Raw genomic sequence first — 25,138 nt, 5'->3', positions numbered from 1 at the left:
GTTGCCTAGACGAGCCAACCATGTCCTGCGGCGCTGGTGAAGTCGAGTTGAACGAGCAGGTCGTTGAAATCGTGATCGCCGCCGCCCCGCGTGTCTTCCCAGCCCCAGGTATTCGCGCCGTAGTTCCAGAGGTGCGCGATTCCGTCGGAATTGGCCTGCGAGAACGCGTAGTAGACCTGGCCCTGGCTGCCGTTGGTGAGCTGCATGGCGACGATGTCGCCGGCGTTGACGTGGACGAGTTCGCTCTGCGTGTAGTTGCCGTAGCCGGGCCCGCCGATTGCGGTTCCGCCGCTGATCGTCTGGTAGGCGCGGCCGGCGACGGCAGCCCCGTATCCGGCCGCGCCCGGCGCGAGGCCGCCAATGGTGCCTGCGAGATCGTCGACCTTGTAGAAGCTGACGGCAAGACTGTCCTCGCCGTTCTGGCGGATGCGCACCACGGCGTTCTGGTCGTTCGCGGCGCCGGCGGTCTCGGCGATGGCGACCGGCAGCGCCAGCCGCACCGTGCTTCCGCCCTGGTTGAAGTCGGCGAACCCATAGGAAGCGCTGAGCCCGGCCTGGGTGGCGGTGCCGCTGGTGCCGCCGATCGACACGGAAACGACGTCGCCCATGCCGACATCGGCCTGGGCAAGAGATCCCTGACCGAACTTGTCGAACATGCGAACGAGGTTGGAATCGAATTCGGGCTGCAGCACCTGCTGGGCCATGCGCGCCGTCCAGGCGAAGCTCGAGCTGGTGCCGGTGGAGAAGCCGATATCGTCGCCGCCCAGCGTAACGTGTACCCCGGCATTGAAGCCCGAACTGCCCTGCATCAGCAGGCTCTGGCTGGCGCCGGCTGTCCATCCGCCCGCGCCGTCGGACTGGATGAGGTCCGGCGTGGAAGCGAAGGAGGTCTGGGTATGTGCGATCTGCGTGAGCGCCCGCGCCAGCAGTGTGCCGTTGGGCGTTCCCAGTCCCGTCACGAGATCGTAGCCTGACTCGGCCGAGTAGCCGTAGCCGGTGGGCGTGACGTAGACGCCGTCACTGGTGTAGCTGCCGCTGTAGAGGAACGACGACGTGCTGTTTCCGATCGTGATGTCGCTGAACGATCCCGGCGCGATGACGGCCGCGATGTACAGCAGGTCGTTCATGTAGCCCAGGTCGGGCAGGCCCTGGTCGTTGAAGACGGCATTGATCTGCGAGGCGAGCGTGGCCCATAGCGGTGTCGCCGCGCTGGTGCCGTCGTCGTCCTGGTTTTCCGTCATCGCCGCACTGGGAACGACATACAGCATGTTGCCGCCGGCGTTGGCCGAGACGTCAGGTATGCCGCGGCCCGGCTGACGCGAGGGATCGGAAGTCCTCGGATCGAGGCCGTAGTCGACCTGGTAGCCGGGCGTGGGCTGGCTGGTGTCCACGCCGCTCGCGCCGGTATTGTTGTGGATGTAGCCGGTGTCCCGCGGATTGGCGATCGCGTTGCCGTCGACGTAGTAGCGATTCCAGACCGTCTCGATCAGCTTGTTCATGTCGCCGCTGGCCGGAAGCTGGGTCAGTCCTCCGGCGATGAGTTGCCACAGCGTCGAGAGATCGCCGGCTCCGGCATTGGCGATCCATCCGTTCAGTGTGCTGTCCGCCCGCGCGGCGGACACGGTGCTGATCGACGTGCCGCCGACGCTGACGACATACTGGCTGTTGTGGGTCGAGCTGGCGTTGGGCAAGCCGTTGCCGAAGGTCTCACCCGACCCGCCGTCGCCGGCGTCGTTGAAAACCGAGATGTTGCGCAGGGCGGCATCGACATAGAGGCCGTTGGAGGCGATCAGGAACGGCGAGTCCGGTGCCGACAGCGAAGCGTAGTTGAAGGACGAGGTGATGACCCCGGGATTGTTGACCGTATCCCAGAACGCCGATTGGTAGGCGGTGAAGCCGTTGCTGTGCGCGCCGTTCGCCGTGCCCGAGCCGGCGTAGACGATCAGCTGGCTCTGCGGGTTGACCGCCGTCACGATACCGACATCGAGCGAGCGTTCGCCGGCGGCATTGAAGGCAGGGGGCGTGACGGTCGGGTACTCCTGCCCGCCGGTCGCGATGGAAATCACGTTTGCTGGAGTCGAGACGCCCATCGAGGTGCGATACGCGTTGAGCGCGGCCAGGAAGCCCGAGCCGGCCGGATCGCCGGGGAGGGCAGTGCCGACGCCCGGCTCGACGAGCCCGATGGCGCCCGTGGCCACCGAAGTCGGCGAGGTCGGATCCCACAGCGAGCCCTTGAAGGGGAAGTTGTAGTAGTCCTGCGCAATGGCTTGAGGATTGGCGTCAACCGTAGCTGTCCCGGCAGAGTTGCCCGGACTCTGCCAACCTTGCGGCAGGGTAACCCCCGGCGTCTGAGGAGGGGTGTTGTCGGGGTACTGGCCGAATCCGTAGTAGTCGAACCAGAGGCCGGTGACACCGTTGGTCGCGAGCTCACTCGGCAGCGCGAGGTTGCCGTTCCAGTAGTGGACGGTCTGCGTGGTCGTGCCGGGGAGAGGTGACGCCACCTCCGTCGTCATCAGGGTTGCGCCGGGACCGAACAGCGTCGTGAAGTTGCCTTCGTTGACGTTGATCCAGATCGTGCGCGATTCGGGAGAGGAGACGTACTGCTGGTTCGCTGGCGCGCCGGGCGTGTAGTAGGTCGTGATCCCCAGATCGGCGAGGTAGTTCACGACGTTGGTGTAGGCCGTCGGATCGGCGCCATAAGTCGACCAGATCGTGCTCTGGTCGGCGAGTGCGGCCTGCCGCGTCGCCCAGTTCGAGGCCAGCAGCTCGGTCGGATCGTTCGCCCGGTCGAGAACCAGCGCCATGTTGAAGGAGAAGCTCTCCAGCGGCGTGCCGCCGCTTGGTGCGCTGGCGTTGGTCCGCCAACTCGCAAAATCGAGGTAGCTGGAATTGGCGAGTTCCACGTATTCCGGCGCGAATCGGTAGTCGCCGGCTGCGATCGCGGCGCCATTCTCGATCGTCAGCACGTCGTGAACCGTACCGTCCGACGAATTGATGCTCCAGTGGGTGGCGTCGACCTGCGTGAAGCTGGCACCCTGGCTTGCAAGCCCATAGCCGTAGAAGACCAGATGATCGCCTTGGCCGCCGCTGCCGGAGAAATCGACGATCGTGTCGCCATTGCTCTGGCCGGCCGCGAATTCGAAGGTGTCGACTCCGGCACCGCCGTTCAGCGTGTCGACGCCCTCATTGCCGTCGAGGATATCGTTGCCGAAGTCGCCAAAGAGCTGATCGGCGGCTGCACCACCGACCAGGACGTCGTTACCGTAGTCACCGATCAGTGTGTCGTCGCCCGCCCCGCCGGTGAGCAGGTCGTTACCTTCACCGCCGCTCAGCGACGAGTCCACGTCCGACGCCGTGATGGAATCGTTGCCGCTGCCGCCGATCGCCGTCTCGATGACGGTGTCGAGCGCGATGGCGACGTTGTTGGCGAGGCCGCCGACGCTGGAGAATGTGCCGGGCGTCAGGCTGACGGTCGCGGCCTCGGAGAAACCCGAGAGGTCGAGCGTATTGCCGGTGCCGGCATCCCACAGCGTGATGACGGGATGAGTGTTGACCGTGAAATCGTAGAATTGGCCGATGTAACCGTCGATGCTGGCGTTGAAGCCGAACGTCTCGCCACCGTCGAACGGTCCGCCGGTCGGCGCGCCGTACAGCCGCTGCGCCGCGAGGATGTCGAGCATCATCGGCGTGAGCGGGTCGTAGTTGAAAATGTCCGGAGCGTGGTCGGGCGTATTGGGGAGGGTCGAGCCCCAGTTCGTGCCGGTGACCGTGTAGTCGGCGTAATAAGTTGCCGTCACGTCCCATGGCGAGATGTAGGACATGATTGTCCACATCGTCGTGTCGTAGGCGCTGAACTGCTCGCCGCTGACGTTCTGGCCGCCATTGTAGTAGCCGCCATGCCCGATGCCGAGCATGTGGCCGATCTCGTGCACGATCGTCGAATAGGGATAGCCGCCGGCAACATCGAGCGCCGCGCCGATCGGGCCGTAGCCGCGACCATTGGGATCGATCGACAAAAGCGAGCCAGTGGCCGGTGGCGTCGACAGGGTGGGGCTGCCGACGTCGACGACGGTGTGGGGGGTGCCGAATTGCTGGTAGGCCTTGCCGTCGCTGCCGCGCGTGATGACGAAATTGGCGGTGCTGACGTCGTTTGCCAGTGAGAAATCGATGTCGGCGACGGCAGACCAGAGTGAAAGTCCGCCTTCCCATGCGGCCTTCTCGGTATTCGACCAGTTCGAGGCGTCAGTGAACCAGTAAGTTACGTCGCCGCCGCTCGTGCCGGGCGTGGGATCTCCCCACTTGATGGAATAGGATTCAAGGTTGTAGCCGGGCGGGACCTTGTAGTCCCAGGTCTGGAAGCTCGGCGAGGCGACGAGGCCAGCGTCGTCGACGCCGACAAGGAAGGTCACTTCGTCTTCGAAAGTCGGCCCTAGAGGCATGTGTCAGACTGCTTATTATGGTGCGCGGGCTGTGCGGCACCATAGCAATCGTGACGGCGGCTTCAACAGGCCGCCGTCGTACGAGCTCGATCACGGGGTTTTCAGGATGTCCGATGCCGCCGCGATCAACGTCTGGACGTCATGCCTCGTACCGACGGTGATGCGCACGTAGGGCGCGGAGCGGGGCTTGTTGAAGTGCCGCACCAGGATCGCCCGATCGCGGAGGGCGGCGGCGAATTCCGCGCCGCCCAGCGAAGGATGGCGGGCGAAGACGAAGTTGGCGCTGGAGGGCAGGACGACGAACCCGAGGGCCGCCAGCTCGCGTGTCATCTCCTCGCGCGTCGCTACGATCCTGCTGCAGCTTTCGCGGAACCAGGCATCGTCGCGCACCGAGGCCGTGGCGCCGGCCTGGGCGATGCGGCCCAGTGGATAGGAATTGAACGAGTCCTTCACGCGGCGTAGCGCCTCGATCAGGCCGTCGTCGCCCAGCGCATAGCCGACGCGCAAGCCCGCCAGGGCGCGCGATTTCGACATCGTCTGAACGACGAGCAGGTTCGGATGGTCGGCGATCAGCGGCACAGCGCTCTCGGCGCCGAAATCGACATAGGCCTCGTCGATCAGGACGGGAATGTCGGGATGCTCTCGCAGCAGACGGGCGATTTCGGCACGCGGCAGGGCGATGCCGGTCGGCGCATTCGGATTGGCGATCACGATGGCGCCGGCTCCGCGTCGATAGTCCTCGATGCGCACGCCCATCCCGTCGGCCACGGGTACGGTCTCCAGGGTGATTCCGAAGAGCTGGGCCCACACCGGATAGAAGCTGTAGGTGATATCGGGACAGAGAAGCGGCTGCTGCTGCTTCAGCAGGCCGGCAAAGGCGTGAGCCAGCACTTCGTCCGAGCCGTTGCCAACGAACACCTGTGCGGGCTGCACGCCGTGATGGTCCGCCAGCACCTGACGCAATTCCACGGCCTCGGGGTCGGGATAGAGCCGCAGGGACTCCGAGGCCGCTGCTCGCATCGCGGCTTCGGCGCGGGGCGAGGGGCCGAAGGGGCTCTCGTTGGTATTGAGTTTCACCAGGTTGGCGATGCGCGGCTGCTCGCCCGGCGTGTAGGGCGACAGTTCGCGCGCGAGTTGGCTCCAGAAAGGATTCATCTTGGCGTCCGGCAGTGGATAGGCGCGGCTTATGCCATCGCGACCGGGGGGTCGCCAGTCCACAGGTGCCCTAGTTGCGCTCCATCACGCGCTCCAGACGTCGCGTCAGGAACCATCCCAGGGCGAGGAAGGCCACCAGCATGGCGATGCCGAACGCCGAGAGGGCATCGGTCATCGTCTTCTCCGAGACGAAGCCGAAGCCGAATCCCGCGGAGACGGCAATCGCGGCCCACAGGCCGGCGGCGATGAAGTTCAGCGCCAGGAAACGTGGCCAGCTCAGCGTGGAGGCGCCGTAGGCGAAGCCTGCGACGTTGCGGATGATGCGCGGGTAGCGGTGGATCAGGATCATCCAGACATGGTGGCGGTCGGCCAGTCGTGCCGCCGTCTCGACGGCCCGCTGGAGGCGCGGGATGCGGCGCAGCCAGCGGGTGCCGAAGCGCCGACCGACCCAGAACCGCAGGGCGTCGCCCGTGAACGTCCCGGCCCAGCAGGCCGCCAGCGCCTGCTCGTAGCCCAGCGCACCGGCCTGCGCGGCATACCCGGCGAAGAGGGCCAGCAGGAGACTGTTGGCCATCGAATAGATGGCGAGGAAACTGTAGGCGGCGTCGCCATGCCGGCGAATGAAATCCAGGAAGGAGGCAAGGTCGCCATCGAACATGGGCCCTGCCTACAACGAAAAAGGCGGCCCCGCGAGGGGCCGCCTTCTATCGTCTGGGTGACGGATCTAGGCCGGGCCGATCGGGCGGCCGGGCCAGCGATAGCCGGGAGCCGGCAGCGGGATCTTCGCCGAGATCAGGGCGTCCTCGAGGGTCGGGATGCCACCGGCATAGTCGCCCGCTTCGCACTTCGCGATCGCGGCGGCCTCAGGCGAACCGATCACCGACGTGCGATACTGGCGCCACTTGTCGCTCAGCGCCTTGCAGTACGAGCGCGGGTCGGAGAACACGGTGCTGACCGTGGTCTGGCCACCCACGACGATCTCGACGCGGCGGTTCTGCGGCTCGCGGACATTGTCGCCGGTCTGCACGAGCAGGCCTTCTTCGCCACGGCCGTTGACCGTGATGGCGGTCGCCGGCACGCCCTCACGGACGAGCTGTTCCTTGACCGAGTTCGCGCGGCGCAGCGACAGCGCCATGTTGTACTGCGGCGAGCCCGAGGTATCGGTATGACCGGTCGCCACGATGTTGGCACTGCCACGGGTCTTGAAGGCCTGGGCGGCCTGACGGACGGTGTCTACGGCCTGGCTGGTCAGGTTGGAGCGATCCCAATCGAAGAAGACCATGAAGGTCTGTGCCTGGACCGGCGGCGGCGGCGGGGGAGGCGGCGGCGGAGGCGGCTCCGACGCGCAAGCGCCCAACAGGAATGTCGCCGCGGCGACGACCAGCAGTTTTCTGAGCATGGAGTGGTTTCCCTCGATTTTCGGATCTGAACCCACGGCGGGTCCGTCCGTCGGCTTAAACGCGCAGCCGCAAGAGAAGTTCCTAGGCGTGCACAAAGAAACTTTGCGCCGTCCGGATGTCCGATCCGGCCATCGCCTGGATCAGTAATCCCACTCCGCCTTGACCCCCACGCGACCTGTGGAATTGGCGCCGATGTCGCCCTCGACCTTGATGTTGTCGAAGACATCGAGCTGCACCACGCCGCGGCTGGAATTGCCGGCGGCGCCCTGTCGGGCGCCGACATAGACACCCGGGGCCACGTACCGGCCTGCTTCCAGGGATACCCCGTTGGCGCCCGCGCCCGTGGGCTCCCCCTTGGAGGACGAAGATCCGATGCTCAGCTGGTCGAGCCCCAGCCCCTTGCGCAGGCGACCCAACACACCCTCGCCCGGGGATTGGCCGGCCAGCTCGGCCAGCGCCTGAGCAACCTGAATCAGCTCCGAAGCGCCGAGCTGGGAGGCCGGCTTGCCGAAGATGAGGAGGGCCATGGCCTCGTCGGGGGGCATGGAGGGCGTCGAGGTGATCTCGATCTTGGGTTCGCGCGAAGTCCCCGTGATGGCCACGCCGATCGTCGTGGAATTGGCCGTCGTGGTCGCCAGGAAGTCGAGGCGCGGGTCGATTGTATTGAGGTTGTCCAGGGTCACGATGCCCTTGGAGAAGGTGAGCCGGCGGCTGCCCAGGCTGAAGGTGCCGCGGCGCATGGTGAAGCCGCCGATCACCGCCGGCGCGCTGGGGCTGCCGCCGACGGTCAGCTGGCCGCTCATCTCGGCATCGAGGCCGCGACCGCGCACGAAGATCGCCTGCGGCGCCCGCACATCCAGTGCGAGCTTGATCGGCGTGGCATCGGGGGGCGGCGGGGCTTTGGCGGCCCTCCGTCCGGGTGCAGGCTGCGCCGCGGCGATGGGGGCGCCCGGCTTGTTGATCTCGCGCACGTCGAGGGTCGGGAAGGAGGCGGTCTGGCCGCCGCCCACCGAGATTTCGGCACGGTCGATCGTGACGGGTCCCGAAACCTCAATGCCCGAGCTGGTCGCCCCCGTGATTTTGAGCGTGCTGGAGATCGTCGCCACCATGTCGGGCCGGCTGACCAGCAATGCGCGCTGCGTCGCGAGGCCGAGATCGAGGACCAGGCCGCGCTCGGCATCGAAGTGCATCGAGCCGCTGCCCGTCACCGTGCCCGTGCCAGCCTGGAAGGTGAGCCTCTGGACCTGCAGAGTGTCTCCCTGGAGGACGAAGCGGCCCTGGCCGTTGCTGAGCCTCAGGCCTGTTTCCGGCATCGCCACGGCACCACCCTCGAAGTCGATCGCGCCGGTGCCGGTGATCTGCTTGCCGTCGATTGATATCGACAGGTTGGGCCGCAGCCGCCCGCTGACATTGCGAATGTCATTGCCCAGAAGGGGCGCAAAGGGGGCGATGTCCAGCGAGCCGTCAAGGGCGATCCTGGCGGCGACAGAACCGCCGCCGCCCGGCACCGTAGCCGTGCCTTTCACTGTCAAGTTCGTGTTGCCGCCGGCCGACAGTCGCGCATCGAGGCTCGCCTGCTGGCCGACGAGGGAGCCCGTGCCTTGGAGGGAAAGCGCCGGGATCAAGCCCGCGTCGGGCCGGCGCACGCGCACCCCCGCCGCGCTATAGGTGGCCTCCAACCTTGGCGTCGCCATTGCCCCGGTCGCGCGGACCTTGGCCTGCAGCGTGCCTTCGAGCCCGGTGCCCGGGGCGAAGGTGTCGAGCAGGGCGAGCGGCAGCCCGGCGATCTCGGCCTGCAGGTCGCTCGCCACCGGATCGAGCGTGCCGCGCACGGCGACCCGACCGGCGCCAACGCGCAGGCTCGTCGGATCGATCACGATGCGTGCACCGGCCACCGTAACCTTGGTCGACCCATTCAGGCCGAGGGGGATGTCGCGGTAGCGGCCTGTGAATCTGGACAGCGCGACCCGGATCTCCTCGGCCAGGAACTCGATCCTGGCCGCGACGTCCGCCGAGAGTTCCGGTCCCGAGCCCTGAACGGCGACGTCGATGCCGGTGGGACGATCGCCCTTGGCCGTTGCCTTCAGGGTCGACAGCCCGCCGGCTCCCCGCAGGCGGGTGGCGTCGAGGGTGAGGTTTGTGGCGGCGCGGCCGGCCGGATCCTCGACATGGCCCCTGAGGTCAAGAGTGCCGGCGCCCAGACCTTGACCCGCCAGGTCGGTGCCTTTCACAGACACGTCGAGCCGGCCCGCAGGCGCGTTGGGATCGGCGGTGACTTCCGCCACGAGCGACCCTTCGAGCCCCAGCGCGGCGAGCGCCTCGATGTCCTTGAGCTGGGTAATGGCCAGGCGCGCATGCCCGGTGGTGCGGGTCTGGGCAATGGCAAGATTGGCAACGTCGAGCACGGCGCTCGACCAGCGTCCCTGGAGGCTCGGGACCGAGAGGCCGGCGGCCTGATCGTGCGAGAAGCGTCCATCGAGCGAGAGGGGCTGGCCAGCTACGTCGCCTTCGGCCTTGAGCGTACCCGCCAGCTTGCCGTCGGTTGCCAGCGACACGCCGGTGTCGAGTACGAGGTGCCGCGAGGTGACTTTCTGGTAGGAAACGTCGCGGCTCTCGACCTTGAGCTTGAGCGAGGTTTCGGGTCCGCCGAAGCCTACGGTTGCCGTCGCGGTCGCAGCGCCTCCCACCTCGGCCCGGAAGGCGGCCAAGCGGGGCAGATCGAGGGCCAGGTCGAGGGTGCCCGCCTGCTCGCGGCCGCGACCGGACACGGTGAGCGTGCCGCTGTCGCTGCCGAGCTTCGCGTCCCGGATTGTCCAGTTCCCGTCGGGCGCCAGGGTGGCGTTGCCGGCGATGTTGACGGTGGCCACCAGGTCCTTCGGCACGTCGGGGGCACCGAAACCGTCGATACGGCCCTGCCACCGGGCAGAGAGATTGCCCTTGTCGATCCCTGCGGTGAGCTGGACCTCTGCCTTGCCGCTCAGGGCACGTCCCGCCAGAGCCGAGAGCGGCTCGAGGCTCGGCAGGTCGAGGGTCGCGCGGACCTCGCCCTTGTCGTCCGCCGGGACATAGTCCCCGTCGCCTTTCAGGCGCAGGAGCGGCATACCGACCTCGAACGACCGGACTTTAATTTTGCCGCCGACAAGATCAGACACCGTGGCATCGACCGTGACGGTACCCGGTTGCGGGAAGCGAGGATCGAGCGTTGCAAGCTTCAGCTCTTCGACCTGGCCCTGCACACGGATCGCGTCGGTGAGCTTGCCGCCCGCCTCGAGATGCAGCCTTTTCCAAGCGACACCCTGGGCGGGCACATCGATCGGGCCGGCATCTAGGTCGGCCTGGAAACTGGTGTCGCTGCCATCGGGCATCCACCGCAGATTGCCCCTGGCAGTCGCCTTGTCGCCGGCCTTCGCCGTGAGCGTCGCGGTGCCGTCGCGCGGATCGCCCTGGGCGGAGAGCTTGAGCGAGATGTCGGGCAAGTCCGGCCGCTGCATCAGGGCCGCGACCATGCCGCCCGGATCCTCGTCGAGCGTGATGTCGGCAGCGATCTTGCGCGGCGAGCGGTCGACCCGGACGTCGGCGGTGAGCTTGCCCTTGGGGCCTTCGAGCCGGTCGGCCCCGAGCTTGGCGCGAATCTCGCCCAGGTCGCTGGCGACAGCGGCCTCGCCGCCGATCTTCCAGTGCGAATCAATGCCTCCGAGAGCGGCCGCCAGCTGGAGGTCGTCGATGCGCAGCGCCCGCAGATCGATGTCGAAGGGGAGTCGGAGGCCACCGTTCGAAGGCGTTGCCTCCTTCTTCTCTTCCTGCGGGGCGCGCAGCACGCTGATTTTGGCGGCCGACAGGAGGTTGATGCGCAGCCGACGCTGCAGGAGCGATGCGAACGACCACGACAGCTGCGCATTCTCGACCTGCAGCCACGGACCGGTGCGGTCGGCAATCTCGACCCTCGCCACGTGCAGGTCGGTCGGCACGAACCCGTCGATGCCGGTGATGGTGATCTTCTGATCGGGCGAAGAGGCGAGGTCGGATGCGAGGGAGGCAAGGAACCGTTTGCCCGGCGTGGTCTGCACGACGGCAAAGGCGAGACCAAGCACCGCCACGAGGGCGATGAGGACATAGGCCGAGAGGCGAAGCGCGCGCATCAGAAGGCCTGTCCCAGGCTCACGTAGATGCCGAACGGCGGATCGGTTGGCCGGCGGTTCAGCGGGACACCGACATCGGCCCGGATCGGCCCGAAGTCGGTGTAGTAGCGGATGCCGACCCCGGCGCCGACCCTTGGGCCCAACTGCGAGAAGTTTGGCAGGAAATCAGGGTAGGCGCTGCCGGCGTCGACGAAAGCCACCGCGCCGAACGCCTTGCCGATGCGCTGGCGTAGTTCGACGTTGGCCTCGACCACACTCGCGCCGCCCAGCGGGTTGCCATAGGCGTCGAGCGGTCCGGCGGTCTGGTAGACGAAGCCGCGTACCGACCCGCCACCGCCGGCATAGAACAACTTGTCGGGCGGGATGCCGGCGATGCTGATGGCGGGCTCCGTACCGAACGAGGCGCGGGTCGCCAGCACGGTGCGACCGGGTTCGGCGATATCCCAGTAGTGGCGGCCGGTGAGGCGCAGGATGGTGAACATGTCGCCACCCGGCCCCGTGTCCACCCAGGGCTGCACGTTGAATTCGATGCGATAGCCCCGCGTCGGGTCGAGGTCGCTGTTGGCCCTGTTGTAGAGAAGCGTCCCCTGCAGACCCAGCAGCCGATAATTCTGCGTAATGCCGTTGCGGGTGATGTCGGCCACCTCAGCGGCGAAGCCCAGTCGGGCTTGCCATCGCGGTGAGAAGGTGCGGTCGAAGCCGCCATAGAAGGTGACGGCCTTGCGCGTGTAGGCATCGAGCACCTCGCGCAGCGCCGCCGCTTCCAGGCGGAGATCCTGTCCGGGAAGCCACCAGTCGGGCTTGCGGAAGGCCGCCCGGAAGGCAAAGCCCGTATCGAGGATCGCGTAGCCCTGGCCGATGTGGTTGACCTCGCCGGACAGGCGCAGGCTTTCGGCCTGGCCGAACAGATTGCGGTGGACCCAGAAGCCCTCGACCGCGAAGCCGAGCTGTGTCTCGTAACTCACGCCGAAACCGAACGAACGCTGCAGCCGGTCGGTCAGTTCGGCTTCGATCGGCAACTCGCCGTTGGCGCCGAGTTCGGTCGCGGGTTTCAGGCGAACCGCGTTGAAGGTGCCGAGCGAGGTGAGCTTTCCGCGCAACTCCTCGACCTTGGCCGGGGAGTAGGGCTCGCCCTCCTTGAAGGGCACGCGGCGCTGAAGCCAGACGGTATCGACCTTCTCGGTGCCGGTGAAGCGCACCGGGCCCATCTTGGCGAGCGGACCGGGCTCCGCAATGAAAGTGATCTCGGCCTCGCGCGTGGCGTGATCGACGATGACTTCGCGGTCCTTGATGGCGGCCAGGGCGTGGCCCTGCTTGCGCAGTTCGTCCAGCAGCTTGTTCTGAGCGGCGATGATGGCGGAGGCATCCGCGGGGTCGCCGGGGGCGATGCCCAACTCCGCGCGGTCGATTCCGGGTAGGGACTGCTGCGCACCGGGTGGGCGGATGGCGATGGACCCGATGCGATAGCGTGGGCCGGTGTCGATCGCGATATTGACGGTCGCTGCCTCGGTATCGGGCCGCGATTCCAGCGCTTCCAGGGCCGAGGCGTCGGCGATCGGCCTGCCATCGACCGTGGCGCTCAGCGTCGCGTCATAGTAGCCGCGTGATCGCAGCGCGGTATTGAGCCGCGAGGCGACCGCTTGAGCTCCCTGCAGGACGCCCAGGGCATCGCCCGTCAGCGGTTGCTGCTTTTCGAAATCTTCGGAAAGCTCCTTGAGATCGGACGACATGCGTTCGTCTCCGGTCACCGTTAGCACGACCTTGCCGGTGCGTGCCTCGGCTGTGCGCAGCCAAAAGCCCGCCATGCCCGCCCAAATCATCGAGACGAAGCAGCATATGCGCACCCAGCGCAGGAACTCGCGATTTACCAAGGACATGCCACGCCAGCCATACAACGCGCGGCGCCAAAAAGGGATGCGTTCTGCCGCCCGTCTACGCGACACCGCCCAGTCGTCGTCCAGGCTCTTTCAGGGGACCAGGCTGGGGTCGAGTTGGGCGAAACGCCGCTGCTGATCGGTGAAAATGACCATGAACAGTTCCCGGAAGAGCCGCTCGAGGCGCGGATCGTCGGGACCGGTCGCCTGTGTCCAAGCGGTGGTAAAGGACATGGCCCGGTCGTTCCGGCAGTAGATCGCATAGACGTAGAAGCGACCCGGCGTGCCCGGCTGAAACCGGGGAGGCGCGCCGGCACACACCGGATCCGCATTGAGATTGTTGGCCGGATCGAACACCAGGACGAGCCGGTAGTCGGGGCTCGCCGGTGGAATTGGGCGGTCGTACGTGAAGGTGAGCGCCGGGCGGGGCTTGGCGCGCTGCATCGCAGGCAGCAGGTCGCGCGCCACCTTGCCGGGATCGACCCCGGGAAAGGCATCGCCCGCGAGGATCACCGGGAACGATTTGCCGTCGGTCGCGGCGAAGAAGTCGCGATAATCATATTGCGGCGCATAGTAGACGCCGCCGATCGTGGCGGCGACCGCGAGGGCTGGCAGGGCGAGGAGACCCGCGAGCACGGCGCCGATCCTGGTGGTGAGGCGCATCCATAACTCCTGTGGACTGGACGCCAAACTAGGGTCGTGATCTTCGACACAGCAAATCAGGCCTTCGTGAGCGGCCCTGGCCATGGTTCCGGGGTTTTCGATTCTTTGCGTTCATGCCACACAAGAAGCTGAAATCTTCTGGAGGACAGCTCAATGGCATCGCCGCTTTTCGACCTTACCGGCAAGGTCGCCGTCGTCACCGGCTCGAGCAAGGGCATCGGCAAGTCGATCGCCCTGCATCTCGCGCTGCAGGGCGCCAAGGTCGTGGTCTCGAGCCGCAAGGCGCCGGCCTGCGAGGAAGCGGCGGCGGAGATCAAGGCGGCCGGCGGCGAAGCCATCGTCATTCCCTGCAACATCTCCGACAAGGAGCAGTGCCAGAAGCTGATCGCCGAGACCAACAAGCAACTCGGGCCGGTCGATATCCTGGTCTGCAACGCGGCCTCGAACCCCTATTACGGGCCGAACGAGAAGCTCCCCGACGACGTGTTCATGAAAGTGATGCACAACAACATCCTGTCGAGCATGTGGTTGATCAACTTCTGCCTGCCCGACATGCGCGCCAAGAAGGACGGCTCGATCATCATCGTCTCCTCGATCGGCGGCGTGCGCGGCACACCGGTGATCGGCGCCTACGGCATCTCCAAGGCCGCCGACATGCAGCTGGCGCGCAACCTCGCGGTCGAATACGGCAAGGACAATATTCGCGTGAACACGATCGCCCCCGGGCTGGTGAAGACCGACTTCGCCAAGGCGCTGTGGGACGATCCCAAGTATCTCGCCGTCCGCCTCAAGGGCGCGCCGCTCGGCCGGATCGGCGAGCCGGACGATATCGGCGGCATTGCGGTGATGCTGGCCGGTAAGGCCGGCGCCTTCATCACCGGCCAGACCATCATCGCCGATGCCGGCGTGACCATCGGCAGCGGCGGGTAACCGCGCCGTCCGGAATCGCGGGAGGGCTGGGGATGAGCCTCTACCAGGTCCAGAAGCTGATCTATCAGCTCAACCGCGATCCGCGCACGCGGCAGCGCTACGCCGAGGAGCGCGACGCCGTGCTCGGCGACTACGACCTCACGCCGGAGGAGATCGGCGCGCTGGAGAAGCCCGACATCGGGCTTCTCTATGTGCTCGGCGTCAACGGCCAGCTCCTGATGCACTTTGCGGCGCTGCACCGCATTGAGTGGACCGACTATCTCGAGCGCATGCGGCAGGGGCTGAAGGAGTACGGCCCGGTGCGCGAGGGCGTGTATGCCGCCACCGGCTATGAGGGCGTCGAGGCGCACGATTCGCGCCTCAAGGCCGAACGGGAGACGCGCTGATGCCCCTGGTCTATTGCGGCGCCTGCAGCCACGCCCCCGGCATGACCGGCCGCGCCGAGCGCGCCGACACCCAGACGCGCCAGGCACTGGAGAGCGCGTTCCGCCGCATGGGCGACGATATCCGCGCCACCCGGCCCGACGCGCTGGTGGTCATCGCGGCCGAGCATTTCGCGAACTTCTTCATGAACAACATGCCGGCCTTCGCCATTGGCATGGCCGACAGCTACGAGGGCCCGATCGAGGACGAAGCGTTCCTGCGTATCAAGCGCACGACCGTATCGGGCAACAAGGACCTGTCGCGCCGGCTGATCGAGAACGTGATGCAGACGGTCGACGTGGCCTACGCGGAGGAATGGAAGTTCGATCACGGCATCTCGGTGCCGCTGCACTTCCTGACGCCCGACTACGACCTGCCGATCGTCCCGGCCAACATCAACTGCCAGGGCCCGCCGCTCGCCCCGCTGGCCCGCGCCTGGGCGTTCGGCGAGGCGCTCCGGCGAGCCGCCGATTCGGTTCCCGAGCGCATCGCGCTGATCGGCACCGGCGGCCTCTCGCACTGGCCGGCCACGCCGGACTCGGGGAAGATCAACCAGAAATGGGACCAGGAATTCCTGCGCCGTTGGACGGCGAATGACCGCGAGTCACTGCTTTCCTACACCGACGCCGAAACCTATCGCGAAGCGGGGCAGGGCGGCTTCGAGATCAGAACGTTCATTGCCGCAGCGGCGGCGGCGAAGGGGGCTCAGGGAACCGTCGACTTCTGCGAGCCGGTCCCGATCTTCGCGGTCAGCTGCACGCTCGGCAGCTTTCAGCTCCCCGTTGCCTGACCTGAACGGCTACGGCTTCTTCTTGAACGTCACGACCAGAACGTCGCGATAGGCGGGCACGGCGGGGTTCTCCGGCTCGACCGGCGTGACGCCGTGGTAGCAGCGGGAGTCGTCGACCAGAGCTGCATCGAGCGGATCGGTGAGGGTAAAGCTGCCCAGGGCGCGCTTGTCGAGATCGTGCACCGTGGTGGTGCCGCTCGCGATATTGCGGCGATTGATCAGCAGCACGAGCACATAGTCCACGCCGTCGCGATGCAGGCCCTCGGGGGTCGGCTTGCCGGCCTCGCCGGTCTTGGCCTCGATGCGGAACTGATGGATCTCGATGTGCCACTTGGCTGCCGCGGGCGCGAGGCGGCCGAACAGGGCGCGGCAATATTCGAGGATGGTGCGCATCGATGCGCCGTCGCCGATCTCGTCCCTGACCGGCTTGAACCAGCGCTCGATGCCGCCATTCAGGTTGTTGTAGTCGAGGCCCTGATAGTGCGGCTGATGGGGCCCACGCACGATGGCACCCTGGCGCTCGGCCGCATAGACGCCGAAGCGGCGCTTCCGGTAGCGGCCGCCATCACCCATGTAGGTGTCGACTTCGAGATCGTTCCAGCTCTCGGCGAAAGCCGGCCAGTCGGCAAGCGACCCGAACCGGGCGAGGGCCGTCCGCATGTCGGAGGCTTCGACGAAGGCATAACCCGCCCGCTCGACGGCGGCGCGGATGCCTGATGCGTTCTGCAGGCCGGTACCGATTTCACTCATGTCGGTTACCTTAGCATTACGGCGCCATCATTCCGCATCTGAGGCGCATGAAGGTTTCTAGGGATTGGCCCAGCGATTGCAGAGCGCGCTCCGTCACCGCTGCCCTGCCGCCTCCGCGGCTCATGGAGATTCATACATGTTGCGACGCAAGCTCCTCGCTACCGCTGCCGCTTCCTTTGCCGCCCCCGCCATCGTCTCGCGCGCGTCGCTTGGGCAGAACCTCCGCAAGGTGAAGATGGGCTCGGCCTTCACCACCACGACCAACGCCGCCTTCCTGATGCCGGCGCTGCTCAAGCCCGAAGGCATCGACCTCGAGCTGGTCATGTTTCCCTCGCTGGTGCAGCGCATGCAGGCCGTTGCCTCGGGCGACGTCGATATCGGCAATGGCGGCCTCTCGGCCACCATGCAGGTCGCGACCAAGGGCTTCCCGATGCAGGTGCTGGCCAATGGCTGCGATGGCGGCTGGATGGTGCTGGCCCAGCCGTCGATCAAGAGCTTCCAGGATCTCGTCGGCAAGAAGATCGCCGTGCAGAATGGTTCGATCGGCTTGGTGTCGCTGAACTGGAAGCTGAAGCAGGAAGGCGTCTTCGGAAAGGTCGAGATGGCCTTCATGGACAATCAGGACCAGCCGATCCCGTTGATGCGCGGCGACGTCGCCGCCATCTGCGTGTTCGAACCCTACGCGGCGCTCGCCGAAGTCAACGGCTGGGGCAAGCGCCTGTGGGTGCCGTACGATTCCCCCATGGGCAAGACCAACCTGGGCTTCGTGGCTTCCTCGGCCTTCGTGAAGAAGGATCCCGACCTGACCAAGAAGATGGTGCAGGCGCATGTGAAGGCGACCAAGGAGATGGCGGCCAATCCGTCGATCGCCATCGAGACCACCATCAAGCAGTTCAAGATGACCAAGGAAGTGGCCGAGCTCTCGACCAAGAACCTGTTCTTCAGCGCCGACTCCGGCCCCGCCTTCGTCAGCGGTCTCAAGTCGCTCGCGAAGATGATGATCGACGACAAGATGCTGGAGAAGGAACCCGACTGGGATAATTTCCTGAATCTCGGTTTCGTCTGATGCCGTTCCGACGGGCGCTGGGGCTGCTGCCCCTGGCGCTGCTGCTGCTCGCCTGGGAACTGGCGGTGCAGGCCAAGGTCTATCCGCCTGTCCTGTTGCCGCCGCCCGCCAAGGTCCTGATGGTGTTCGTCGACGATTGGGACACGGTGCTCGGCAATGCGCTGGCCAGCATCAGCCGCGTGGCCGTGGGCATTTCGCTCGCCTTCCTGTTCGCGGTGCCGCTGGGGCTGATGATCGGCCGCTACCGTCTGCTCGATACGATGACGGACTGGTCGATCCAGATCTTCCGCTCGATCCCGCCGATCGCGCTCATCCCGATGGCGCTGCTGTTTCTCGGCATCGGCGACAAGCCGGCCATCGCGCTGATCTTCCTGGCGGGTACCTGGCCACTGTTGATCAACACGATCTTCGGCGTGCGCGGCATCGAGCGGACACTCATCAAGGTGGCGCGGGCGGCGCGCGCCAGCGAGTTCCTGGTGATGAAGGACATCATCCTGCCGGCTTCGCTGCCGGCGATCTTCACCGGCCTTCGCCTGGCGGTCGGCGGCGGCTGGCTGACCGTGGTCACGGCCGAGATGATCGCGGTGAAGTCGGGGCTGGGCTACATGATCCTGAATGCCCAGCTCACCTTCCGCTCCGACCTCATCATCGCGGGCATCATCGTGATCGGCGCGATCGGCCTGCTGGCCGACCAGGCGGTGCGCATGGTCCGCGCCCATGTCTGCCGCTGGCAGGAGGGCCTCACGGCGTCGCCCGAATGAGCAAGTTCCTCGAATGCATCGGCGTCGGGAAGATCTATCCCGGCAAGACCGAGCCGGTGGAGGCGCTGCGCGGCATCGACTTCGCCTGCGATGCCGGCGACTTCGTCTGCCTGCTGGGCCGCTCGGGCTGCGGCAAGTCCACGCTGCTGCAGATGGTGGCGGGGCTCGAGAAGCCGACCGCGGGGCAGATCGTGATCGCCAATCGCGAACTCGACGGCCCGTCTCCGGAGGCCGCCATCGTCTTCCAGGATCATGGCCTCTTCCCGTGGATGACGGTGCAGAAGAACGTCGAGTTCAACATGAAGGCGCGCGGCACGCCCGCCGCCGAGCGGCGCGCGACGGCGACGCAGTTCATCGAGATGACCAGTCTCACGGGCTTCGCCGACCGTTATCCGCATGAACTTTCGGGCGGCATGCGCCAGAGGGTCGGCATCGCGCGGGCGCTGACGACGCGGCCGAAGGCGCTGCTCATGGACGAGCCGTTCGGTGCGCTCGATGCCCAGACGCGCGGCAAGCTGCAGGACGAGGTGCTGCAGATCTGGGAGAAGCAGCGCACGACGGTGCTGTTCGTCACGCACTCGATCGACGAGGCCTTGCTGCTGGCCGATCGCATCCTCGTGTTCAGCCCGCGGCCGGGCCGCATAGCGGCTGACATCAAGGTGGATTTGCCACGGCCGCGTACGTCACAATCGCCGGAATTCGTTGCCCTGGCCCGCGAGCTGCGCGGGCTGGTCGGCGCCGACAGGGAGATCGACTGATGTCTTATGCGACGACTGATGATGGCGTGAAGCTCTACTTCGAGGAGACGGGAGCGGGCGCGCCCATCGTGTTCGTGCACGAGTTCGCCGCGGACCATCGCTCCTGGGAGATGCAGATGCGCCATTTCGGCCAGCGCTATCGCTGCATCACCTACGGTGCGCGCGGCTATCCGCCGTCCGACGTGCCGGAGAAGCCCGAGAGCTACAGCCAGAATCGCGCCACCGACGACATCGCGGCGGTGATGGACCATCTGAAGATCGAGAAGGCGCACGTCGTCGGCCTCTCGATGGGCGGCTTCGCCAGCCTGCATTTCGGGTTCCGCCATCCGACGCGGGCGCGCTCGCTGGTCGTCGCCGGCGTCGGCTATGGCGCGGAGAAGCACGAGACGGCGAAGTTCAAAGCCGAGGTCGGCATCGTGGCCAAGTCGCTTACCGAGGAGGGCATGGCGGCCTTCGCGGAGAAGTACGCCTACGGCCCGACGCGCGTTCAGTTCGAGAACAAGGACCCGCGCGGATTCGCCGAGTTCAAGAAGGCGCTGGCCGAGCATTCGGCGCTGGGCTCGGCCAATACCCAGCTCGGCTGCCAGGGCGAGCGGCCTTCGCTCTATGACCTGGTCGACAAGATGCGCGCGATGACGGTGCCGACCCTGGTGCTGACCGGCGACGAGGACTGGCCCTGCCTTGCCCCCTCGATGCTGATGAAGCGCGAGATCCCGTCAGCGGCGCTGGCGGTGATGCCGAACTGCGGGCACACGATCAATCTCGAGGACCCCGACCAGTTCAACCGCATCGTCGGCGACTTCATCGCCCAGGTCGAAGCCGGCCGCTGGCCCAAGCGTGACCCGCGTGCCGTCTCGGGATCGATCACGGGGATGAAGTCTTAAGGGGGAAAGACGAAAGGTCCTTCGCTTCGCTCAGGATGACAGCTTTGGAGGGATTGGCGCACTGCGCTACTTCCAGCCCCGTTGTCATCCTGAGCGCAGCGAAGGACCCTTCTGTTTCGACCTACGCGGTCAAGCCACCGTCACAGACAAACTCCGACCCCGTTGAGAAGGTCGACTCGTCCGAGAGCAGGAACAGGATCATGTGGGCCACCTCGTCGGCCTGGCCGAGGCGGCCGAGCGGGTGGAGTTCTTCCAGCGCCTGTCGGCCGGTCATGTTGCCGACGTTGCCGTCGAGCCTCGGCGCGATCATCGGCGTGTCGATGTAGCCCGGGTGCACGGAATTGCAGCGGATGTTGTACTTCTGCTGCGCACAGTGGAGCGCAACGTTCTTGGTGAGCGTGCGCACCGCGCCCTTGGAGGCGCAGTAGGCCATGGCGTAGGACGCGCCCCGCAGGCCCAGGACCGAGGAGATATTGACGATCGAGCCGCCGCCCGACTCCTTCATCGCCGGGATGGCGTGCTTGCAGCCGAGGAACGTGCCCAGCGAGTTGATGTCGTTGACGCGGCGGTACTCCGCCAGGGTGCAGTCCTCGATCGAGTTGCGCACGCCGACGCCGGCCGCGTTCAGCAGTCCGTGCAGCGAACCGAACTTCTCGACGGAGGCCGCAACGGCGGCCTGCCAGCTCTCTTCCTGAACGACGTCGAGCGGCACGAAGTGCGCCGCGTCGCCCAGCTCGGCCGCCAGAGCACGGCCCTTGGCTTCGTCGCGGTCGGCCAGCACGGCCTTGCCGCCCTCGCGCACGATCATGCGCGCTGTCGCCGCACCAATGCCCGACGCGCCGCCGCTCAGCAGGACGACCTTGTTCTCAAGACGGGGCAAGGAGCGACCTCCTCATGAGTCCGGCGGTCACGCCGCCGTCGGAAGTGAACTCCGCGCCGGTTACGAAGGAAGAGCGGTCCGAGGCCAGCCACAGCACGAGTTCGCCGAGATCCTGGGGCTCGGCCATGCGGCCGATCGGATGGCGGGAGCCCAGGAAGGCCTTGCCCTGTTCGTGGCCGACAGCCTGCCACAACGGGTTGAAGATCGCCGTGTCGACGCCGCCGGGATGCACGGAGTTGCAGCGGATGCCGTATTTCTGTTCGGCGCAGTAGAGCGCCACGCTCTTGCTCAGCAGCCGCACCGCGCCCTTGCTGGCGGTGTAGGCCGTGGGGCCGGCGCCGCCGACCAGGCCGGCGATCGAGGAGATGTTGACGATCGAGCCCCCGGGGGCCGTCTTGCCCGCGCCGAGATTCTTCATGCCCTGGATCGCATACTTGCAGCCGAGGAACACGCCCTCGGAGTTGATCGCCTGGACCCGCTGCCAGTTCTCGACGGTCGTGGTCTCCGGATTGCCGGGACCGCCGGAGACGCCGGCATTGTTGACCATGATGTCGAGCCGCCCTTCGCGCTCGAGGATGTCTGCCAGCAGGGACTGCCAGGACTCCTCCAATGCGACGTCATGCGTCACGAAGCGGCCGACCTGCGTCTCTTTCGAGCCCTCGGCGACGTCAGCCACGATTACGGCGGCACCCGCTGCGGCGAGCAGGGCGGCCGAGGCGGCGCCGATGCCCGAACCGCCGCCGGTGACGACCGCCACTCTCCCGGAAAGTTCATCGCTCATTGCGACGCGATCATAGCCGCTCGACACGCAGTGCGTTAGCCTCTCGTTGAGGAGGATCGCATGGTGAAGTTGACGCAGGTTCTTGGACTGATGGGAGTGCCGCTCGCGCTGGCGGCATGCACGCAGACTGCGGGCGGTCCGCCGCCGGGCATGACGGCGGCGCAGGGCGCGGCCTACTGCACCAAGCTCACGACGGTCTACAGCGAATATGTCGCCGGCCTCAGCACATCGATGGGCGGCGTCGGCAGAGGCGGCGGCCAGTCCGACATTGATGCCCGCGTCGCGGTCGCCCAGTGCCAGGAGGGCAATACCGCTGCGGGCATTCCGGTGCTGCAGCGCGAGCTGCGCAACAACAAGGTCGAGGTTCCGCCCCCGTGAGCGCCCATCGTCACTTGGTCCGGCTTTCCGGACTGATGCTTCTGCCGCTGCTCGCGGCGGCGTGCACGCAGACAGCGGGTGGTCCGCCGCCGGGTATGACGGCGGCGCAGGCCGCCGCCTACTGCACCAAGCTCAGCTGGGCCTACGGCGAGTATGTCGCGAGCGGCATGGGCGACAGCGCGGGCGACAACGACGACACCAACGCAGACATCAATGCGCGCGTGGCGATCGCCCAATGCCACGAGGGCCAGACCGGCGCTGCCATTCCGGTGCTGCAGCAGGAGCTCCGCCGCAACAAGGTGCCGGTGCCGCCGGTCTAGCCAGCTCGTCGCCTCGACCGCAGCGCCGAAGGCGCGAAGTGGAGAGACGACGAAAGACTTCTCATGTTGCGCAAGGACAAGAAAAACCCGGACGGTCGCCCGTCCGGGTTTCGTGTCTGTGGCAGGCGCCGAGGGCTAGAAGCCCAGGCCTTCCTTGATGACCACCCAGCGGCCGTTCTTGACCTGCTGCACCTGGGTGATGGTGTTCGCGAGGTGGTTGGTCTTTGAGAACTTGCTGGGCGGCGAGCTGAAGATGTCGAGGTACGGGTCGCCCGACTCGAGGGCGTCCAGCATCTTCTGGCCCGTCAGGTCCTTGCCCGCGAGCTTGGCATAGTGCGCGAACGTCATGACGGCGTTGTAGCCGATGACGGACTGCGTGTTGGCGTCGGTGCCGAACATCTTCTTGTAGGCCTCGACCCAGTCCTTGACCTTGCCCTTGGCCGTGTCGGCATAGGGCGTCTCGAAAGCGCCGGCGGCGTAGAAGCCCTCGACCACGTCCTTGCCGAGCGAGATGGTGTCGGGAATGTTGGTCGGCGTCGCGCCGAGGAAGGTGACGTCCCAGCCGAGCTTCTTGGCCTCGGCGATGGCGCCGATCGTCTCGCGCAGGATGGTGCCGAGCACGACCAGGTCGCAGCCATCGGACTTCATCTTGGCGATCTGGGCGCTGAAGTCGGAGGCGCCGCGCTTGTAGGTCGTGACAGACGCGGGCTTCAGCTTCATGACGTCAAGCTGCTGGGTGAAGCCGTCGAGCACGTTCTTGCCGTACTCGTCATCCTGGTACATCAGGCAGGGCTTCGTGGGCTTCTTCCACTCGACCATGTACTTCACGGCCGCGCGGGTGCTCTCGACATAGGGCAGCAGGTTGCTGAACTTCAGCCGTTCCTGCGGCTTTCCGGCGTCGAACTTGTAGGTGAATTCGGCGGCGGTCAGCGGGAAGAGCTGGAGCACGCCGGCGTCGAACAGGATGTCCTGCGCGGCGATCACCGGCGCGGAGCCCATGCCGCCGATCATGGCGAACACCTTGTCCTTCTCGATCATCTTCTGGCTGGCGAGCACGGCCTTCTTCGGGTCGTAGGCACTGTCCTCGATGATCAGTCTCAGCTTGCGGCCGTTGATCCCGCCCGCCGCGTTGATTTCCTCGACGGCGAGTTTCATGCCGTTGGCGACGGGGACGCCCCAGGTCTTGATGGGGCCGGAGAGATCCTGATGCGTGCCGATCACAATTTCGGTCGGCGTGATGCCCTGGTTGGTAACCTTGGTCTGCGCGAGAGCCGGCATGGCCGCCAGCGTCGTCGTGCAGGCAAGCGTCACCGCGAATGCCTTGAGATGCATTGTTCGTTTCCTCCACTGCTGCGCTCTTTGCTTCTCAGGCGGGCGGCGCGCACGACCCGCTCCGTCATCGCTTTGCGCGACTTGTGCGGAATTAGACCAGTTTCGCAGAGATTATGCACGGCGAAACGGAGGATTCCGTATTGCAAAAGAAAAGGCCCGGGACTGGCCCGGGCCTTTTCCATCGAGGAGGAGTTGCGTCAGTTCTTGAGGTCGCGCTTCAGGACGACCCAGCGCCCGTCCTTGACCTGCTGCAGCAGGTAGACGGTGGCCGAGAGATGCTCCGTTGGAGAGAACTTCACCGGCGGCGAGTTGAAGATGTCCTGGAAGACATCGCCGGACTCCATGGCGGCCAGGAACTTCGCGCCGGTCAGGTCCTTGCCCGCCAGCTTGGCATAGTGGGCGAAGGTCATGACCTCGTTGTAGCCCAGCGCCGACTGGGTGTTCGGCTCCATGTTGTAGAGCTTGTAATAGGCCTCGGCCCACTCCTTGGCCTTGCCGGTCGAGGTGTCGCGATAGGGGATTTCCATGCCGCCCACGGCATAGAAGCCTTCCGTCACTTCCTTGCCGAGCGCCGGGACCTCGACGACGTTGGCCGCGGTGCTGCCGAAGTAGACCGGCGAGAAGCCGATCTTGCGGCCCTCGGCCATGACGCCGACCGTCTCGCGCACGATGGTGCCGAGCACGACGAGATCGCAGCCGTCCGACTTCATCTTGGCGACCTGCGAGGAGAAGTCCGAGGCGCCGCGCTTGTAGCTGGTCGTCGAGGCGACGGTGAGCTTGGCGTCCTTGACGGCCTGATTGAAGCCGTCGAGCACGTTCTTGCCGAACTCGTCGTCCTGATAGATCACGCAGGGCTTCTTGCTGCCCTTTTCCTGCATCAGGTGGCGGGCGCCGGCGCGCACGCTCTCGGTGTAGGGCGGCACGTTGTTGAACTTCAGCCGGTCCTGCGGGTTCTTCGGGTCCATCTTGTAGGTGAACTCGGCCGACGTGACCGGGAACAGCTGCGGGATGCCGGCCTCGAGCAGGATGTCCTGCGCGGCGAGCACGGTCGGCGAGCCGAGCGGCGCCAGCATGGCGAAGATCTTGTCCTTCTCGACCAGCTTCTGGGTCGCGAGGACGGCGCGCTTGGGATCGTAGCCCACATCCTCGACGATCAGCTTCAGCTTGCGTCCGTTGATGCCACCCGCCGCGTTGACCTCGTCGATGGCCATCTTCATGCCGTTGGTGACGGGAACGCCCCACGACTTGATCGGGCCCGAGAGATCCTGGTGCGTGCCGAGCACGATCTCGGTGGGCGTGATGCCCTGATTGGTAACCTTGGTCTGCTGCGCCAGCGCGGGCAGGGCGCCGAGGCCGAACACGCCGCCCAGCAGGGCGGCCTTTACGCAAAACGAACGCATCACTTCGATTTCCTC

At 66.3% G+C, this 25,138-nt stretch carries 21 protein-coding genes; 9 read left to right on the top strand and 12 right to left on the bottom strand.

Annotated features, from left to right (window positions below; genetic code table 11):
- Positions 1–5 precede the first annotated feature (5 nt).
- The 7 genes from ACQY78_RS06185 to ACQY78_RS06155 form a co-directional block, all read right to left on the bottom strand.
- Complete coding sequence (locus tag ACQY78_RS06185) at positions 6–4,409, bottom strand: M10 family metallopeptidase C-terminal domain-containing protein (RefSeq protein ID WP_428683743.1); 4,404 nt, start codon at positions 4,407–4,409, stop codon at positions 6–8.
- 120 nt (positions 4,410–4,529) lie between these two features.
- Positions 4,530–5,594, bottom strand: a complete 1,065-nt coding sequence (hisC, locus tag ACQY78_RS06180; protein ID WP_428683740.1) for a histidinol-phosphate transaminase — start codon at positions 5,592–5,594, stop codon at positions 4,530–4,532.
- A 70-nt stretch (positions 5,595–5,664) separates the two neighbouring features.
- Complete coding sequence (locus tag ACQY78_RS06175; protein WP_428683738.1) at positions 5,665–6,252, bottom strand: DedA family protein; 588 nt, start codon at positions 6,250–6,252, stop codon at positions 5,665–5,667.
- 66 nt (positions 6,253–6,318) lie between these two features.
- Complete coding sequence (locus ACQY78_RS06170) at positions 6,319–6,993, bottom strand: OmpA family protein (RefSeq protein ID WP_428683736.1); 675 nt, start codon at positions 6,991–6,993, stop codon at positions 6,319–6,321.
- A gap of 141 nt (positions 6,994–7,134) precedes the next feature.
- Positions 7,135–11,133, bottom strand: a complete 3,999-nt coding sequence (locus tag ACQY78_RS06165) for a translocation/assembly module TamB domain-containing protein (RefSeq protein WP_428683734.1) — start codon at positions 11,131–11,133, stop codon at positions 7,135–7,137.
- Complete coding sequence (locus ACQY78_RS06160) at positions 11,133–13,010, bottom strand: autotransporter assembly complex protein TamA (protein ID WP_428683732.1); 1,878 nt, start codon at positions 13,008–13,010, stop codon at positions 11,133–11,135. Before ACQY78_RS06160 ends, ACQY78_RS06165 begins: the two co-directional genes overlap by 1 nt.
- Before the next feature lie 90 nt (positions 13,011–13,100).
- Entirely contained in the window at positions 13,101–13,670 is a 570-nt protein-coding gene (locus ACQY78_RS06155; protein WP_428683730.1) for a hypothetical protein, read from the bottom strand.
- Between the two features lie 153 nt (positions 13,671–13,823).
- Between ACQY78_RS06155 and ACQY78_RS06150 the strand changes: the two genes are divergently transcribed.
- The 3 genes from ACQY78_RS06150 to ACQY78_RS06140 are packed head-to-tail and all read left to right on the top strand — an operon-like array spanning position 13,824 to position 15,813.
- On the top strand, positions 13,824–14,600 hold the full coding sequence (locus ACQY78_RS06150; protein WP_428683728.1) for an SDR family NAD(P)-dependent oxidoreductase: 777 nt from the start codon (positions 13,824–13,826) through the stop codon (positions 14,598–14,600).
- Positions 14,601–14,632: 32 nt separating this feature from the next.
- On the top strand, positions 14,633–14,986 hold the full coding sequence (locus ACQY78_RS06145) for a hypothetical protein (RefSeq protein ID WP_428683726.1): 354 nt from the start codon (positions 14,633–14,635) through the stop codon (positions 14,984–14,986).
- Positions 14,986–15,813, top strand: a complete 828-nt coding sequence (locus tag ACQY78_RS06140; protein WP_428683724.1) for a hypothetical protein — start codon at positions 14,986–14,988, stop codon at positions 15,811–15,813. Before ACQY78_RS06145 ends, ACQY78_RS06140 begins: the two co-directional genes overlap by 1 nt.
- Positions 15,814–15,822: 9 nt before the next feature.
- Here ACQY78_RS06140 and ACQY78_RS06135 read toward each other — a convergent pair whose 3' ends face one another.
- Positions 15,823–16,563 (bottom strand): 2OG-Fe dioxygenase family protein, encoded by a 741-nt coding sequence (locus tag ACQY78_RS06135; RefSeq protein WP_428683722.1) that lies wholly within the window; start codon positions 16,561–16,563, stop codon positions 15,823–15,825.
- Between the two features lie 136 nt (positions 16,564–16,699).
- On the opposite strand from ACQY78_RS06135, the gene ACQY78_RS06130 reads away from it, so the two are divergent.
- Genes ACQY78_RS06130 through ACQY78_RS06115 form a run of 4 tightly spaced genes read left to right on the top strand, consistent with a single transcriptional unit; the run spans position 16,700 to position 20,032 of the window.
- Complete coding sequence (locus ACQY78_RS06130; protein ID WP_428683720.1) at positions 16,700–17,629, top strand: ABC transporter substrate-binding protein; 930 nt, start codon at positions 16,700–16,702, stop codon at positions 17,627–17,629.
- A complete protein-coding gene (locus ACQY78_RS06125; RefSeq protein ID WP_428683718.1) occupies positions 17,629–18,390 on the top strand; it encodes an ABC transporter permease in 762 nt (253 codons plus the stop codon). The genes ACQY78_RS06130 and ACQY78_RS06125 overlap by 1 nt, the downstream gene beginning before the upstream one ends.
- Entirely contained in the window at positions 18,387–19,148 is a 762-nt protein-coding gene (locus ACQY78_RS06120) for an ABC transporter ATP-binding protein (RefSeq protein WP_428683716.1), read from the top strand. Before ACQY78_RS06125 ends, ACQY78_RS06120 begins: the two co-directional genes overlap by 4 nt.
- A complete protein-coding gene (locus tag ACQY78_RS06115) occupies positions 19,148–20,032 on the top strand; it encodes an alpha/beta fold hydrolase (RefSeq protein WP_428683714.1) in 885 nt (294 codons plus the stop codon). Before ACQY78_RS06120 ends, ACQY78_RS06115 begins: the two co-directional genes overlap by 1 nt.
- A gap of 121 nt (positions 20,033–20,153) precedes the next feature.
- On the opposite strand, the gene ACQY78_RS06110 is transcribed toward ACQY78_RS06115, so the two are convergent.
- The gene (locus tag ACQY78_RS06110; protein WP_428683712.1) at positions 20,154–20,912 is read right to left on the bottom strand and encodes a glucose 1-dehydrogenase; all 759 of its coding nucleotides are present in this window, start codon (positions 20,910–20,912) and stop codon (positions 20,154–20,156) included.
- Complete coding sequence (locus ACQY78_RS06105) at positions 20,899–21,693, bottom strand: SDR family oxidoreductase (RefSeq protein WP_428683710.1); 795 nt, start codon at positions 21,691–21,693, stop codon at positions 20,899–20,901. Before ACQY78_RS06105 ends, ACQY78_RS06110 begins: the two co-directional genes overlap by 14 nt.
- Before the next feature lie 60 nt (positions 21,694–21,753).
- On the opposite strand from ACQY78_RS06105, the gene ACQY78_RS06100 reads away from it, so the two are divergent.
- Positions 21,754–22,071 (top strand): hypothetical protein, encoded by a 318-nt coding sequence (locus tag ACQY78_RS06100; protein ID WP_428683708.1) that lies wholly within the window; start codon positions 21,754–21,756, stop codon positions 22,069–22,071.
- A complete protein-coding gene (locus tag ACQY78_RS06095) occupies positions 22,068–22,391 on the top strand; it encodes a hypothetical protein (RefSeq protein WP_428683706.1) in 324 nt (107 codons plus the stop codon). Before ACQY78_RS06100 ends, ACQY78_RS06095 begins: the two co-directional genes overlap by 4 nt.
- A gap of 135 nt (positions 22,392–22,526) precedes the next feature.
- Here ACQY78_RS06095 and ACQY78_RS06090 read toward each other — a convergent pair whose 3' ends face one another.
- Both ACQY78_RS06090 and ACQY78_RS06085 read right to left on the bottom strand, forming a co-directional pair.
- Positions 22,527–23,723, bottom strand: a complete 1,197-nt coding sequence (locus ACQY78_RS06090) for an ABC transporter substrate-binding protein (protein WP_428683704.1) — start codon at positions 23,721–23,723, stop codon at positions 22,527–22,529.
- 197 nt (positions 23,724–23,920) lie between these two features.
- Positions 23,921–25,123, bottom strand: coding sequence for an ABC transporter substrate-binding protein (locus tag ACQY78_RS06085; RefSeq protein ID WP_428686327.1), 1,203 nt, complete (start codon positions 25,121–25,123; stop codon positions 23,921–23,923).
- Positions 25,124–25,138 lie beyond the last annotated feature (15 nt).

This window comes from Reyranella sp., from assembly GCF_965279625.1.
Taxonomy (GTDB): Bacteria; Pseudomonadota; Alphaproteobacteria; order Reyranellales; family Reyranellaceae; genus Reyranella.
Note: the sequence above shows the minus strand (reverse complement) of the source record. Positions and strands in the feature narration are given on the sequence as shown.

What these genes read in the sequence shown, in the direction of transcription:
- ACQY78_RS06125 (WP_428683718.1), top strand. Translation starts at nt 17,629, where the DNA reads ATGCCGTTCCGACGGGCGCTGGGGCTGCTGCCCCTGGCGCTGCTGCTG.
- ACQY78_RS06085 (WP_428686327.1), bottom strand. Translation starts at nt 25,123, where the DNA reads ATGCGTTCGTTTTGCGTAAAGGCCGCCCTGCTGGGCGGCGTGTTCGGC.
- hisC (WP_428683740.1), bottom strand. Translation starts at nt 5,594, where the DNA reads ATGAATCCTTTCTGGAGCCAACTCGCGCGCGAACTGTCGCCCTACACG.
- ACQY78_RS06115 (WP_428683714.1), top strand. Translation starts at nt 19,148, where the DNA reads ATGTCTTATGCGACGACTGATGATGGCGTGAAGCTCTACTTCGAGGAG.
- ACQY78_RS06105 (WP_428683710.1), bottom strand. Translation starts at nt 21,693, where the DNA reads ATGAGCGATGAACTTTCCGGGAGAGTGGCGGTCGTCACCGGCGGCGGT.
- ACQY78_RS06165 (WP_428683734.1), bottom strand. Translation starts at nt 11,133, where the DNA reads ATGCGCGCGCTTCGCCTCTCGGCCTATGTCCTCATCGCCCTCGTGGCG.
- ACQY78_RS06140 (WP_428683724.1), top strand. Translation starts at nt 14,986, where the DNA reads ATGCCCCTGGTCTATTGCGGCGCCTGCAGCCACGCCCCCGGCATGACC.
- ACQY78_RS06100 (WP_428683708.1), top strand. Translation starts at nt 21,754, where the DNA reads ATGGTGAAGTTGACGCAGGTTCTTGGACTGATGGGAGTGCCGCTCGCG.
- ACQY78_RS06160 (WP_428683732.1), bottom strand. Translation starts at nt 13,010, where the DNA reads ATGTCCTTGGTAAATCGCGAGTTCCTGCGCTGGGTGCGCATATGCTGC.
- ACQY78_RS06150 (WP_428683728.1), top strand. Translation starts at nt 13,824, where the DNA reads ATGGCATCGCCGCTTTTCGACCTTACCGGCAAGGTCGCCGTCGTCACC.
- ACQY78_RS06170 (WP_428683736.1), bottom strand. Translation starts at nt 6,993, where the DNA reads ATGCTCAGAAAACTGCTGGTCGTCGCCGCGGCGACATTCCTGTTGGGC.
- ACQY78_RS06120 (WP_428683716.1), top strand. Translation starts at nt 18,387, where the DNA reads ATGAGCAAGTTCCTCGAATGCATCGGCGTCGGGAAGATCTATCCCGGC.
- ACQY78_RS06155 (WP_428683730.1), bottom strand. Translation starts at nt 13,670, where the DNA reads ATGCGCCTCACCACCAGGATCGGCGCCGTGCTCGCGGGTCTCCTCGCC.
- ACQY78_RS06175 (WP_428683738.1), bottom strand. Translation starts at nt 6,252, where the DNA reads ATGTTCGATGGCGACCTTGCCTCCTTCCTGGATTTCATTCGCCGGCAT.
- ACQY78_RS06090 (WP_428683704.1), bottom strand. Translation starts at nt 23,723, where the DNA reads ATGCATCTCAAGGCATTCGCGGTGACGCTTGCCTGCACGACGACGCTG.
- ACQY78_RS06130 (WP_428683720.1), top strand. Translation starts at nt 16,700, where the DNA reads ATGTTGCGACGCAAGCTCCTCGCTACCGCTGCCGCTTCCTTTGCCGCC.
- ACQY78_RS06135 (WP_428683722.1), bottom strand. Translation starts at nt 16,563, where the DNA reads ATGAGTGAAATCGGTACCGGCCTGCAGAACGCATCAGGCATCCGCGCC.
- ACQY78_RS06145 (WP_428683726.1), top strand. Translation starts at nt 14,633, where the DNA reads ATGAGCCTCTACCAGGTCCAGAAGCTGATCTATCAGCTCAACCGCGAT.